The 13,154-nt window shown below is 67.8% G+C and carries 12 protein-coding genes; 6 read left to right on the top strand and 6 right to left on the bottom strand.

Translation table 11 applies throughout. The annotated features are described in order from the left end of the window. Positions 1–35: 35 nt before the first annotated feature. Positions 36–926 (bottom strand): SMP-30/gluconolactonase/LRE family protein, encoded by an 891-nt coding sequence (locus ACSQ9A_RS18755; RefSeq protein ID WP_436304720.1) that lies wholly within the window; start codon positions 924–926, stop codon positions 36–38. Positions 927–931: 5 nt separating this feature from the next. Beyond that, the gene (locus ACSQ9A_RS18750) at positions 932–1,759 is read right to left on the bottom strand and encodes an NAD-dependent epimerase/dehydratase family protein (protein WP_093103217.1); all 828 of its coding nucleotides are present in this window, start codon (positions 1,757–1,759) and stop codon (positions 932–934) included. Between the two features lie 66 nt (positions 1,760–1,825). On the opposite strand from ACSQ9A_RS18750, the gene ACSQ9A_RS18745 reads away from it, so the two are divergent. The 4 genes from ACSQ9A_RS18745 to ACSQ9A_RS18730 all read left to right on the top strand — a co-directional run bounded on the left by ACSQ9A_RS18745 (position 1,826) and on the right by ACSQ9A_RS18730 (position 6,336). Further along, positions 1,826–2,650 (top strand): FadR/GntR family transcriptional regulator, encoded by an 825-nt coding sequence (locus tag ACSQ9A_RS18745; protein WP_436304719.1) that lies wholly within the window; start codon positions 1,826–1,828, stop codon positions 2,648–2,650. A gap of 129 nt (positions 2,651–2,779) precedes the next feature. Next, positions 2,780–3,754, top strand: a complete 975-nt coding sequence (locus ACSQ9A_RS18740) for a Bug family tripartite tricarboxylate transporter substrate binding protein (RefSeq protein ID WP_093103220.1) — start codon at positions 2,780–2,782, stop codon at positions 3,752–3,754. A 127-nt stretch (positions 3,755–3,881) separates the two neighbouring features. Next, entirely contained in the window at positions 3,882–4,793 is a 912-nt protein-coding gene (gene kdgD, locus ACSQ9A_RS18735) for a 5-dehydro-4-deoxyglucarate dehydratase (protein WP_093103221.1), read from the top strand. Positions 4,794–4,899: 106 nt separating this feature from the next. Next, positions 4,900–6,336 carry an aldehyde dehydrogenase family protein gene (locus tag ACSQ9A_RS18730; protein ID WP_436304718.1) on the top strand — a complete coding sequence of 479 codons (1,437 nt, stop codon included), beginning with the start codon at positions 4,900–4,902 and terminating at the stop codon, positions 6,334–6,336. Positions 6,337–6,419: 83 nt separating this feature from the next. Here the strand turns inward: ACSQ9A_RS18730 and ACSQ9A_RS18725 are convergent, their stop codons facing one another. After that, complete coding sequence (locus tag ACSQ9A_RS18725) at positions 6,420–7,958, bottom strand: ABC transporter permease/substrate-binding protein (RefSeq protein WP_093103224.1); 1,539 nt, start codon at positions 7,956–7,958, stop codon at positions 6,420–6,422. A gap of 95 nt (positions 7,959–8,053) precedes the next feature. Between ACSQ9A_RS18725 and ACSQ9A_RS18720 the strand changes: the two genes are divergently transcribed. Then, positions 8,054–8,842 (top strand): alpha/beta fold hydrolase, encoded by a 789-nt coding sequence (locus ACSQ9A_RS18720; protein WP_436304717.1) that lies wholly within the window; start codon positions 8,054–8,056, stop codon positions 8,840–8,842. Between the two features lie 18 nt (positions 8,843–8,860). Continuing rightward, positions 8,861–9,931 (top strand): ROK family protein, encoded by a 1,071-nt coding sequence (locus ACSQ9A_RS18715; RefSeq protein WP_436304716.1) that lies wholly within the window; start codon positions 8,861–8,863, stop codon positions 9,929–9,931. Here ACSQ9A_RS18715 and ACSQ9A_RS18710 read toward each other — a convergent pair. From ACSQ9A_RS18710 to ACSQ9A_RS18700, 3 genes are read right to left on the bottom strand one after another with little or no spacing between them, the layout of a single operon-like run. Further along, entirely contained in the window at positions 9,928–11,307 is a 1,380-nt protein-coding gene (locus ACSQ9A_RS18710; protein WP_436304715.1) for a phospholipase D-like domain-containing protein, read from the bottom strand. The two genes, ACSQ9A_RS18715 and ACSQ9A_RS18710, sit on opposite strands and share 4 nt — an antisense overlap. Further along, the gene (locus tag ACSQ9A_RS18705) at positions 11,304–11,969 is read right to left on the bottom strand and encodes a glutathione S-transferase family protein (RefSeq protein ID WP_093103229.1); all 666 of its coding nucleotides are present in this window, start codon (positions 11,967–11,969) and stop codon (positions 11,304–11,306) included. Before ACSQ9A_RS18705 ends, ACSQ9A_RS18710 begins: the two co-directional genes overlap by 4 nt. Positions 11,970–12,007: 38 nt before the next feature. After that, positions 12,008–13,129, bottom strand: coding sequence for a 5-methyltetrahydropteroyltriglutamate--homocysteine S-methyltransferase (locus tag ACSQ9A_RS18700; RefSeq protein WP_436304714.1), 1,122 nt, complete (start codon positions 13,127–13,129; stop codon positions 12,008–12,010). Positions 13,130–13,154 lie beyond the last annotated feature (25 nt).

Raw genomic sequence — 13,154 nt, 5'->3', positions numbered from 1 at the left:
CCTCTTTGGTGGTGGTTTATGGAAATTGAACGTTGTCAGGTGCCGAACGCGGGCTCCGCGATGCCTTGGGTGCCGGGGCGCAGCGCGAACAGGCCGCCGGCGAGCGGCTGCTCGGAGAGATCGCCGCCCGGGCGGATCGAGGTCACGAACAGCGTGTCGAGCTTCGGGCCGCCGAAGGCGCACATCGCGGGCTTCTTCACCGGCACTTCGAGCGAGCGGTCGAGCCTGCCTGCGGGCGTGAAGCGGTGCACCAGGCCGGCGTCGTTGCCGCAGATCCAGTAGCAGCCGTCGGCGTCGACCGCGGCGCCGTCGGGCCGGCCGGGCAGCGGCTTCATATCGATGAAGACGCGGCGGTTCGTGGGCGTGCCGCTGGCCGTGTCGTAGTCGAAGGCCCAGATGGTCTGCACGCTCGGGTGCGAATCGGAGAGGTACATCGTGCGGCCGTCGGGGCTGAAGGCCAGGCCGTTGGGCACGATCAGGTCGTCGAGTTGCACGGTGGGTGCTTCGGCGCCTTTGTCATAGCGATAGAGGTGCCCGACGCGCGAGCCGGCTGCCATGTCCATCAGCATGGTGCCGGCCCAGAAGCGGCCCTGGCGGTCGCAGCGGCCGTCGTTGAAGCGCATGCCGGGCAGGGCGTGCTCCACCTGGGCGAGCCGCGTCGCGGCGAGCGTGCCGTCGTCCTGCGCTGCAATCGAGAACAGGCCGCTTTCCATGCCCGCGATCCAGGCGCCCGGCACATCGGCGCGCGGCGCGACGCAGGCCAGCATCTCCTCACCGATCCACTTCACATGGCCGGCCGCCGACCAGCGGTGCAGCGCCCGACCCGGGATGTCGACCCAATAGAGCGCTTCGTCAGCCGCCGACCACACAGGGCTCTCGCCCGTGCCGCAGCGAGCATCGACCACGAGCTCGGCTTTGCTGGACATGGCCTTCAATCGCCGAAGGGGCCCTGGGCGGTAAAGGCGCCGCCCTGGTAGATGGCGTTCGGGTCGGTCGGTGCCACGGGCGGCTGCGCCTCGATCTTGGCGCGGAAGACTTCCGAGCTGTCCTGCGGCTGGAAGCCCAGGTGCGCGGCCGCGCTGTTGTCCCACCAGACATCGCGGTTGGCCGACACGCCGTAGACCAAGGTATGGCCCACGGAGGGCGTGAAGAGTGACCTCTCGACCAGCGTCGTCAGGTCGCGGTAGCTGAGCCAGGTGCTCATCATGCGGCGGTTGGCCGGCTCGGGGAAGGAGGAGCCGATGCGGATGCTCACGGTCTCGATGCCCCAACGGTCGAAGTAGAACTGCGCCACGTCTTCGCCGAAGGATTTGGACAGGCCGTAGTAGCCGTCGGGCCGGCGCGCGGCGTGGGCGTCGATCGTTTCGCTCTGCTTGTAGAAGCCGATCACATGGTTCGAACTCGCGAACACCACGCGCTTCACGCCATGTCGGCGCGCGCCTTCATAGAGATGGAAGATGCCCTTGATGTTGGCTTCGAGGATTTCCTCGAAAGGGCGTTCGACCGAGACGCCGCCCAGGTGCACGATCGCGTCGCAGCCGGCGATCAGCGCATCGACCGCGGCCTTGTCGGCCAGATCGCAGGGCACGACTTCCTCGTGCTTGCCCTCGGCCGGCGCGAGCGCCGCGATGTCGGAGACGCGCAGCACATCCGCATAAGGACGCAGCCGTTCGCGCAGCACCTTGCCCAGGCCGCCGGCGGCGCCCGTCAGAAGCAGCCGGGCCACGCGGGGCGGATTGGCTTTGGAAATCTCGCTCATCTCTTGTTTGTCTCTGCTGGTAAGTTATCGGTTGTCGTACAACGAGATGACGATTATCATCACCGCATGACGAACCTGTCAACGGGGTCAATCGCTAGCGCCGAAGCCGCCACCTTCACCGGCAGCCCGCGCCGCCGCGGGCGCGGTTTGGCCCATGGCCTGGTCGACGATCTGGGCGAGAAGATCCGCAGCCAGCAGCTCAAGCCGGGCGACAAACTGCCGACCGAGTCGGCCATCATGCAGGCCTACGGCGTGAGCCGCACGGTGGTGCGCGAGGCGCTCTCGAAGCTGCAGGCGGGCGGGCTGGTGGAGACGCACCACGGCATCGGCACCTTCGTGCTGCAGCCCAAGGCCGCGGGCATGTTCCGGCTCGATGCCTCGGACATCGCGACCTCGGTCGACGTGCTCGCGGTGCTCGAGCTGCGCATCAGCCTGGAGACCGAATCCGCCGGCCTGGCCGCGACGCGCCGCACCGACGAGCAGCTGGCCGCGATGCGCGAGGCGCTCGACGATTTCGAGCGCAACGTGGCGGTGGCGGGGGACACGGTGGCGCCCGACTTCCGTTTCCATCTGCAGATCGCGCAGGCCACCGGCAACCCGTACTTCGCGGACATCATGAGCCACCTGGGCACCACGATCATTCCACGCACGCGCATCACCGCCATCCGCAACCACGACCGGCGCGGCGAATACCTGAGCCGCGTGAACCGCGAGCATGAAGAGATCTACGCCGCCATCGCGCGGCGCGACCCGGAGTCGGCGCGCGCGGCCATGCGCATCCACCTGACCAACAGCCGCGAGCGGCTGCGGATCGCGCAGGAAGCGGCCAAGAGCGCCGCTGCCGAAGCCGCGCCGCCTGGCAATCCGGCCGATAGCACGCCGCCGGCCTGAGCGGCCGGCGCGCAGGACTGGACAGGGCGCCCAACTAGTTGTACGATGACTGATGACCAAGCCCGAAGCCGCATGCATGTGCGTGCCTGCGCGGCAGTCGCCCATTCCCATCCTCAGGAGACACAAGACATGACCATGAATCGACGCGATCTCGTGCTCGGCGCACTCGGCACCGGGCTGCTGGCCGCAAGCGGCGCACAGGCTGCCGACGCCTGGCCCGCCAAACCCATCCGCATCGTGGTGCCGTATCCGCCCGGCGGGTCGTCCGACATCATCGCGCGCTCGATCAGCCAGCCGCTGTCGGAAGCGCTCAAGCAATCGGTCATCGTGGAGAACCGCGCCGGTGCCAACGGCAACCTCGGCGCCGACCTGGTGTCCAAGGCGTCGCCCGACGGCTACACGCTGCTCTTGTGCGACGTCGGCGCGCTCGCGATCAGCCCGTCGGTCTACACCAAGCTGCCGTTCGACCCGTCGAAGGACCTGCGCGGCGTGACCATGCTGGCCTATTCGCCGCACCTGCTGGTTGTGCATCCGTCGGTGCCGGTGAGCAACCTCAAGGAACTGGTCGCGCTGTCGAAGAAGTCCGACCTGAACTTCGCCGTCACCGCCACCGGCAGCGCGCCGCACCTCGCCGGCGTGGCGCTCGAACGCGCCAGCGGCGCGCGCTGGCAGTATGTGCCCTACAAGGGCGGCGTGCAGGCCATCCAGGACACGGTGGGCGGCCAGACCCAGGTGCTGATGAACGGCATGCTCGCGACGCTGCCGCATGTGCAGAGCGGCAAGCTCAAGATCCTCGGCGTCTCCAAGTCCACGCGCATGCCGCTGATCGGCGATGTGCCGACCATTGCCGAGCAGGGCGTGCCCGGCTTCGACTCCGGTACCTGGCAAGGCATGCTGGCGCCGCGCGGCACGCCCGAGGCGGTGATCCAGCGCCTCAACAAGGAACTGGTGTCGATCATCCGTTCGCCCGACATCCGCTCGCGCCTGGCCGGGCAGGGTGCCGAGGTTGTGACCATGGCGCCGACCGAGCAGGAGCAGTTCTTCAACAAGGAACGCGCGCGCTGGGCCAAGGTCGTCGATGCGGCCCAGATCAAGCTGGACTAGAGCAACTATCCCGGCCGTTCGGGCTGAGCTTGTCGAAGCCTGTCCTGAGCAAGGACGAGGGGCCCTTCGACAAGCTCAGGGCGAACGGAGCTGAGGACTCATCTTTTTCTTTCTTCACTTCAATCGCATGAATCCGCAAGAACTCAAATCCATCATGGGCTCCGGCCTGCTGTCCTTCCCGTTGACCGACTTCGACGCCGAAGGCAACTTCCACAAGAAGGGGTACATCGAGCGCCTCGAATGGCTGGCGCCCTACGGCGCGAGCGCGCTGTTCGCGGCCGGCGGCACCGGCGAGTTCTTCTCGCTGACCGCCGACGAATATCCCCAGATCATCCGCACCGCGGTCGACACCTGCCGCGGCAAGGTGCCGATCATCGCGGGCGCCGGCGGCCCCACGCGCTTCGCGATCCAGTGCGCGCAGGCGGCCGAGAAGGCCGGCGCCCACGGCATCCTGCTCTTGCCGCACTACCTGACCGAAGCCGGCCAGGAAGGGCTGGCCGCGCACGTGGAAGCCGTGTGCAAGAGCGTGAAGTTCGGCGTCATCGTCTACAACCGCGGCCAGAGCAAGCTCTACCCGGCCACGCTCGAGAAGCTGGCCGCGCGCTGCCCCAATCTCGTGGGCTTCAAGGACGGCATCGGCGACATCGAGCTCATGAGCTCGATCCACCTGCGCATGGGCGACCGCTTCGCCTACCTCGGTGGCCTGCCGACGGCCGAGGTCTATGCGGCGGCCTACAAGGCGCTGGGCACACCGGTGTATTCCTCGGCGGTGTTCAATTTCATCCCGAAGACCGCGATGGACTTCTACAAGGCGGTGGCCGACGACGACATGGCCACGCAGCACCGCCTGCTCAAGGAGTTCTTCATGCCCTACCTGGAGATCCGCAACAAGGGCCACGGCTACGCGGTGAGCATCGTGAAGGCCGGCGCCAGGATCGTGGGACACGACGCCGGCCCGGTGCGCACGCCGCTCACCGAGCTCAAGCTCGAGGAGTACGACGCGCTGGCGGCGCTGATCGACAAGCTCGGCCCGCAATAGGCCGTTTCCGAGTGCGCTCGTTGCAGGGAGCGTAGAGTTCCCCACTGCGCGGGGCCGCTCTTGCGGCCCTTCATTTTTTTTTCCGACCGACCTCCAAGGAACTGCCATGCAGAACTTCGACAACCTGATCAACGGCGAATGGCGCGCCGGCGCCAGCTACAGCCCGAATACCAATCCGAGCAACCTGGGCGACGTGCTCGGGCAATATGCCCAGGGCGATGCCGCCCAGGTGGATGCGGCCGTCGCGGCAGCCACCGCGGCCTTCCCGGCCTGGTCCACCGGCAGCATCCAGGCGCGCAGCGATGCGCTCGACAAGATCGGCAACGAGATCCTGGCGCGCAAGGAAGAACTCGGCACCCTCCTCGCGCGCGAGGAGGGCAAGACCAAGCCCGAAGGCATCGGCGAAGCCACGCGCGCCGGCCACATCTTCAAGTTCTTCGCCGGCGAATGCCTGCGCCTCTCGGGCGAAGTCATTCCGTCGGTGCGCCCCGGCATCGGCGTCGAGATCACGCGCGAGCCCGTGGGCGTGGTCGGCCTCATCACGCCGTGGAACTTCCCGATTGCGATCCCTGCCTGGAAGATCGCGCCGGCGCTGGCTTTCGGCAATTGCGTGGTGCTCAAGCCCGCCGACCTGGTGCCCGGCTGCGCCTGGGCGCTGGCCGAGATCATCAGCCGCTCGGGCATTCCGCCCGGCGTGTTCAACCTCGTGATGGGTCGCGGCAGCGTGATCGGCAACGCCCTGGTCGACCATCCCGGCATCCATGCCATCAGCTTCACCGGCTCGGTGGGCGTCGGCCGCAACATCGCGGTGCAGTGCGCGACGAAGCACAAGAAGGTGCAGCTCGAGATGGGTGGCAAGAACCCGCAGGTGGTGCTGGACGATGCCGACCTCAATCAGGCCGTCGAGCTCAGCGTGCAGAGTGCCTTCTATTCGACCGGCCAGCGCTGCACCGCGTCCAGCCGGCTGATCGTGACCGAGGGCATCTATCCGAAGTTCATCGAGGCGATGAAGGCGCGAATGGCGAAGATCAAGGTCGGCGACGCGCTGGCGCAGGGCACCGATATCGGCCCGGTCTCCAGCGAGAGCCAGCTGCAGCAGGACCTGAACTACATCGAGATCGGCCAGGGCGAGGGCGCCACGCTGGCCGCGGGCGGCGAGCGGCTGAAGCTGGACACCGAGGGCTACTACATGTCGCCGGCGCTCTTCAGCGAATCGGTGGCGTCGATGCGCATCAACAAGGAAGAGATCTTCGGGCCGGTGGCGAGCGTGATCCGGGTGAAGAACTACGAGGAGGCGCTGGCCACCGCCAACGACACCGAGTTCGGCCTGTCGGCGGGCATCGCGACCACGAGCCTGAAGTACGCGACGCACTTCAAGCGCCACAGCCAGGCGGGCATGGTAATGGTGAACCTGCCGACCGCGGGGGTGGACTATCACGTGCCCTTCGGCGGGCGCAAGGGGTCGAGCTATGGGCCGCGGGAGCAGGGGCGCTATGCGCAGGAGTTCTTTACCGTGGTGAAGACGGCCTACACGCTGGCTTGAGCGTCTTGTCTTGCTCCCTCTCCCTCCGGGAGAGGGTTGGGGTTAGAGGCGCCGGAGCCGGGAGTTCGCCCCGGCTCCAGGCCTCAAGATGAAGCGCGTCGTTGCCCCCTTCGCAGCCAGTATTCGATCAGCTCGAACACCCCCTCGCTCAACAGCGCCAGCACCGCCGCCGGCACCGCGCCCGCAACCAGCAACTCGCGGTCGTTGAGCGCAAGGCCGGTCACGATGCGTTCTCCAAAGCCTCCGGCTCCGATGAAGGCCGCGATGGTCGCCGTCCCGATCGCGATCGTCGTTGCCGTCCGTACACCGGCCAAGAGCGTCGGCAGCGACAGTGGCAACAGCACCAGCCGCAGGCTCTGCCTGCCGGTCATCCCGAGCGCCGTGCCAGCCTGTCGCAGGCCCACAGGCACCTCGGCCAGCCCGGTCACCGTGTTGCGCATGATCGGCAGCAGCGAATAAAGCGTGAGCGCGATCAGCGCCGGCAGGGTGCCGATCGCGCCGATCAGCGAGATCAGCACCGCCAGCATCGCGAGCGATGGCACGGTCTGCAGCAAGCCCGTGAGGCCGAGCACCACGGCGCGCAAGCGCAGGTGCGGAAACACGAGGATGCCCAAGGGCACCGCGATCAGGATCGCGAGCCCGACCGAGACCGCCACCAGCAGCAGATGCTGCCGTGCCAGCCGGCCGAGGTCGGGGCCGAAGAGCTTGGCGGCAAAGCCCCGCGCGGCGCTCTCGGCGCCCGCCGGCCCGCTGTGCTTGCCCTGCGCCAGGAAGTCGCGCGCGATCACGTCGAAAGCCACGCCCTGCAGTTCGGCGCGCGCGTTCATCGCGATCATCGCGCGCTCGTCGATGCGGCCTTCGAGCTTCTGCAGCGCGGCCCAGGCCTGCGGAAAGCGCGTGGGCACGTCCAGGCGATACAGCAGCACCGCGTCGTAGCGCGGGAAATAGCGGCGGTCGTCTTCCAGCACGCGCAGGCCGAGGTGGTCGATCTTGGCGTCGGTGGTGTAGATGTCGATCACGTCGATCTGTTTGGCTGCGATCGCGTCGTAGGCCAGGCCGTGGTCCAGGCCGGTCGGCTTCTGGCCGAAGCCGTAGCGCGCGGCCAGGCCCTGCCAGCCATCGGCACGGCCGATGAATTCGTTCGAGAGCCCGAGCCGCAGTTCAGGGTGGCGTGCCAGGTCGCTCAGGCTGCGCACGCCGAGCCGGTCCGCATCGGCCGCGCGCATCGCGAGCGCATAGCCGTCGTTGAAGCCCAGCGGGATGGCGGCGCCGAGCCCGAGCGGCGCGAGCGCGGCGTTCATGGCCTCGCGCGTCATCGGCTGCGGGTTCTTGAGGATCTCCAGACCGATGGTGCCGGTGTATTCGGTGTAGAGATCGATGCCGCCCGAGCGCAGGGCTTCGTAGACGATGGCCGTGTTGCCCAGGCCCTGCCGCACCACGGGCGGGCTCGCCGTATGAGGCGATGCGGTCTGCGCCAGCACTTCCGCCAGGATGTACGACTCGGTGAAGCGCTTGGAGCCGACGCGCAGGCTTCCCTCCTGCGCGTGCGAGGACGAGGCCGCGCAGAGCAGCAGGCCCAGGCAGGACAAGGCGGTCAGCCACGCACGGCGCGAGGGATGCATCGAGCGCAGTGTATCGGCGTGACAGGCCGGTTTCCTACAGCAGCTGGTGTGCGGGGCTGATGCTGCGCCGCACCAGATGAACGCAAGCTGAATCGGTGCTGATCAATTACGTCCGACGCGGTCAAGGAAAGCCCCTGCTGCTCGTTCATGGGCTTGGCAGCAGCTGGCGCTCGTGGCAAACCATCATGGAGCCGCTGGCTGCCAAGCGCGCGGTGGTCGCGATCGACCTGCCCGGTTTCGGCAAGAGCCCGCCGCTGGCAGGAGAAGTCTCCTTGCAGACCCTGGCCAATGCCATCACGGAGTTTCTGCGCGAGCACGACCTGATCGGCACCGACGCCGTCGGCAGTTCGATGGGCGCGCGCCTGGTGCTCGAACTGGCGCGCCGCGGCGGTGTGCTGGGTTGCGTCATCTCGCTCAACCCCGGCGGATTCTGGGCGGGCTGGGAGCGCCAGGTCTTCCACGCTTCGATCTGGCTCTCGGTGCGGCTGGTGCGTGCGCTGCAGTTCGCGATGCCCACGATCACCGCGCACGAATGGTCGCGCAGGCTTCTTCTCACGCAGTTTTCGGCGCAGTCGGCCATGCTGGCGCCGTCGCTTGTGCTCGAGGAAATGCGCAGCTGTGCTGCTGCGCGGTCCTTCAACCTGGTGTTGCGCGATCTCGTGCGCGGTGCGCCGCCGCAAGGCGCGACCATCGGCAGCATGCGCAAGCCGCTTGTGATCGGCTGGGGCCGCATGGACCGCGTCTGTTTTCCGCAGCAAGCCGCGCGGGCGCAGCGGCTTTTTCCCGACGCGCGCCTGCACTGGTTCGAGCGCTGCGGCCACTTTCCGCATTGGGACGCGCCGGAGGAAACCGCGCGCCTGATCCTCGAGACCACGGCCGACTGAATTTTTGTGAAAGACGCAATGGCATCCCACAAGAGAAAAAAAAAGGCTTCGCTTCCCCCACCCGAGATCCATGGCGCGCGAGAACTGCCTACGGTGCTGGTCGAGGGCTACAGCCTCCAGTTGCGCGACAAGGACGGCTTCATCGGCGACCAGGCCAGCCAGACGGCGTTCAGGGAACTGCTGGAGCGCTGGCGACGGCGCCGCCGGAAGAGGGGCAGGGACCCGTTGGGCGCCAAGCATTCGAAGGACCTGCCCAAGAGCACGCTGGACGCCACGCTCAAAGCCGGCCAGACCTCCGAGGCCGCCGACATGGTTCATGGCGCCATCGAGGAATTCGCCGAGGAGCTGGCCTGGGTCATCGAACGCTTCCTGCGCCAGCCGTCATGGCAGGGCGTGGAGCGCATCGTGATCGGCGGCGGCTTCCCGGAGAGCGACGTCGGCGAGCGCGCGGTGCTGCAGGCGGCGGCCATCCTCCAGGGCATGGGCATCGACGTGCAATTGGGCCGCATCGGCCACGAAACCGACGACGGCGGATTGCTCGGCTGGTTGCACCTGGCACCGCCGCCGCTGCTGAAAGGCCGTGACGCGATCCTCGCGATCGACATCGGCGGCACCAACGTGCGCTGCGGCATCGTCAAGATGCGCCGCAAGCGCGCCAAGGACCTGTCGAAGGCGAAGGTGCTGCGGCGCGAAAAGTGGCGCCATGCGGACGACGCCCCGGCGCGCAAGGTGCTGGTCGAGCGCCTGGTGGACATGCTCCACGATCAGATCCGCTACGCCACGAAGAAGGGCATCCGCCTGGCGCCCTTCATCGGCATCGGCTGCCCGGGCCTGATCCGCAAGGATGGCTCGATCGCGCGCGGCGCGCAGAACCTGCCGGGCGACTGGGAGAGCGAACACTTCCATCTGCCGACCGAGCTGGGCAAAAAAATTCCGACGATCGGCGGCGAGCCCGCCCTGGTTCTGATGCACAACGATGCCGTGGTGCAGGGCCTGAGCGAATTGCCTTTCATGCGCGACGTGAAGCGCTGGGCGATGCTGACCATCGGCACCGGACTTGGCAACGCCAGCTACACCAACAAGACCTAGAGCTGGAACGCGATGGTCAGCAGCAGTCCTTCGGCCACGTCGCGCACGATGCCCGGACGGCGCGCGCGGTAGGTCTCGCCGGCCGAGGCGATGGCCTCGATCCATTGCGCGAGCCAGTCGATTTCGTTGCGGTCGTAGAACACAACCGCCGCCTCGTGGTTCAGGAGCAGGCTGCGCATGTCGAGGTTGATCGAGCCGCACAGCGCGAGCTCTTCGTCGACCACCACCGCCTTGGCATGCGCCATGAAGGGCAGCATGCGGAAGATCACGCCGGCGCGCGCCAGGTCGCGCATGGCGCGGGCACGCACGAAATCGGCGAGCCGGTGGTTGGACTGCGCGGGAATCGCGATCGTGACCTGCACGCCGCGCCGCGCGGCCAGGCGCAGCGCATCGCGCAGGCCGTCGCCGGGCACGAAGTAGGGCGTGATCGCGAGCACGCGGTGCTCGGCGCGGAAGCAGGCGTCGATCAGGAGCGCGTGCGCCGTGTCTTCGGTCTGGTCGGGGCCGCTCGGCAGGAATTGCGCCAGGCCGCCAGCCGGCGGCGCCACCGCGGCCGCGATGGCGCGCGGCTTGCGCCCGCGCACCGAGGCCCAGTCATGGTCGAACTGGCGCGCCGCCGCGGTGGCCACGCTGCCCTTCAAATCGAAGGACAGGTCGCGCCAGCCCACCGGGTAGTCGTGGTTGCCGAGGAAGTATTCGCCCGCCATGTTGCGGCCGCCCGACCAGAGCCAGCCGTCGTCGGCGATCGTGAGCTTGCGGTGGTTGCGCAGGTTGCGCGGACCCGCGCGGCGCAGGCTGAAGATCGGGCGGAACACGGCCACCTCGGCGCCGGCATCGCGCAGCGTGTCGAAGTGGCTTCGCGGCAGCGACAAGGCGCCGAAGCCGTCGAGCAGCACCCGCACCTTGATGCCTTCGCGCGCGCGCCGCGAGAGCCGGTTGATCGCCTCGTGCCCGAGCGCGTCGTCGCCGATGATGAAGGTGCAGACGTCGATGCGCGTGCGCGCGCCCTCGATCACTTCCCACAGCGCATCGCGCGCGGCGCCGCCGTCGGCATGGAAGCGCACCGCGCAAGGTCCGGGCGCCGCGAGGCCGAAGCTTTCGACCAGGTCGGCAGCCCAGTGCCCGGCAGGTACCGAGCGCCGCGGCCGCGGCGAGCCCGCGGGCCGCAGCTTGCGCTGGCCGAACAGCAGGTAGATCGGCAGGATGAAGTAGGGCAGCAGCACGAGACCCATCACCCATGAAATGGCGGTGCTGGGCGCGCGCTGCTCGCGCCTTGCGCGCGTCGTCAGCACGTAGACGAGCAGCGCGAAGGTGACGACCAGCAAATGCTGCGACGGCGAGGGCAGCCAGTCGAGCAGGTCGTCGATGCGGTTCACGCGAGGTGCGACTGGAGGGCCAGGGGCACCGGGCGTCCTTGCGAGGCCAGGAACCTCATCATCGGGCCGACCACTTCGCGCACCGCGGGCCGCGCACCCACGCGTTCGCGCCAGACCAGAAGGCGTGGCGTGTCGCCGGTCATGCCTGCGCCCTTGCGGTCAGCGAACACCTGCGCCATGTAGAAGGCGATGTCGGCAAACGAATAGGAGCCGGCGAGGTGGTCGCCGTGCGCCAGCCGATGTTCCATCTGCACATAGAAACGGGCGCAGGCGGCGCAGGCTGCCACCGCGGCCTCGCTTTGCATGTCGTGCTGCAGGCCCATGAGCTTGATCACGTGCGGGAAGAACACCTCGTCTGACATGTGCTCGAGCTGGCGCGCCCGTGCCCGCTCGACCACGCCGCGCGGCCACAGCGGCGGATCCGGCACCCGGTCTTCGAGGTACTCGAAGATCTGCGTCGAGTCGAAGATCTCGACCTCGCCGTCGATCAATACCGGCACCTGCCGCTTGGGGTTGATGCGCAGCACCTCGGGGTGCCTGGGCTCGTAGTTGTCGTCGCGGTCGAAGGGCACCATCACGGCTTCGATCGCGATGCCTTTTTCGAGCGCCGCGATCTGCGCCTTGGCGCCGAACATGCTGAGGGGGCCGGTGAAGAGCTTCATGGAGCGCGATCATGCCCCGACTTCACCTCGCGTGCACCTCAGAGGGAGCCCCACACCTCCTGTGCGGTTTCCACGACCAGCCGCAGCTTCGCGCGCTGCGCCTCGACGGCGATGTTGTTGCCGTGCACCGTGCTCGAGAATCCGCATTGCGGCGAGAGCGCGAGCTGCTCCAGCGGCACGTATTTGGCGGCTGCCTCGATGCGCGCCTTGAGCTCGTCCTTGTCTTCCATCTCGCCGAACTTGGTGGTCACCAGGCCCAGCACCACGGTCTTGCCCTTGGGCAGGAAGCGCAGCGGCCGGAAGTCGCCCGAGCGGGCGTCGTCATACTCGAGGAAGTAGGCGTCGAGGTCCATCTCCTTGAGCAGCGCCTCGGCCACCGGCTCGTAGTTGCCGGCCGCCGCATGCGTGCTCTTGAAGTTGCCGCGGCACAGGTGCATCGCGAGGATCATGCCCTCGGGCTTCTGCGCCACCACCTTGTTGATGAAGGCGGCGTAGCGGTGCGGCAGCTCGTTGGGGTCGTCGCCGCGCTGGCGGGCGGCTTCGCGCATCTTCTCGTCGCACAGGTAGGCGAGGTTGGTGTCGTCCATCTGCACGTAGGTGCACCCGGCCGCGGCCAGCGAGCGCAGTTCGTCGCCGTAGGCCCTGGCCACGTCGTCGTAGAACTCCGGGTCGAGTTCGGGGTAGGCCACCTTGCTGATGCCGGCGCGGCCGCCGCGGAAGTGCAGCATGGTGGGCGAGGGGATCGTGACCTTGGGCGTGTTGCCGGCCGACACCTGGCTCTTGAGGTACTCGAAGTCCGCGAGCTGGATGCACTTCGCGTGCGTCACTTTGTCGATGACGCGCATCACCGGCGGTGCCAGCTCCTCGGTGCCGTCGGGCTTCTTGATGGTGACCGGGATGTCGGTCTTCACGCCGCCGAGCTGCTCGAGGAAGTCGATGTGGAAGTAGGTGCGGCGGAACTCGCCGTCGGTGATGCTCTTGAGGCCGATGTCCTCCTGGAACTTCACGATCTCGGTGATGGCCTTGTCTTCGACCCTGCGAAGCTGTTCGGGCGTGATCTCGCCCCTGGCTTTTTGCTCGCGGGCTTCGAGCAGGTATTTGGGGCGCAGGAAGCTGCCGACGTGGTCGTAGCGGGCAGGCAGGCGGGCGTGCTGGGACATGGAGTGCTCCGTCGAAATCAGAAAA

The organism is Variovorax sp. LjRoot290, assembly GCF_964253985.1.
GTDB lineage: Bacteria > Pseudomonadota > Gammaproteobacteria > Burkholderiales > Burkholderiaceae_C > Variovorax.
Note: the sequence above shows the minus strand (reverse complement) of the source record. Positions and strands in the feature narration are given on the sequence as shown.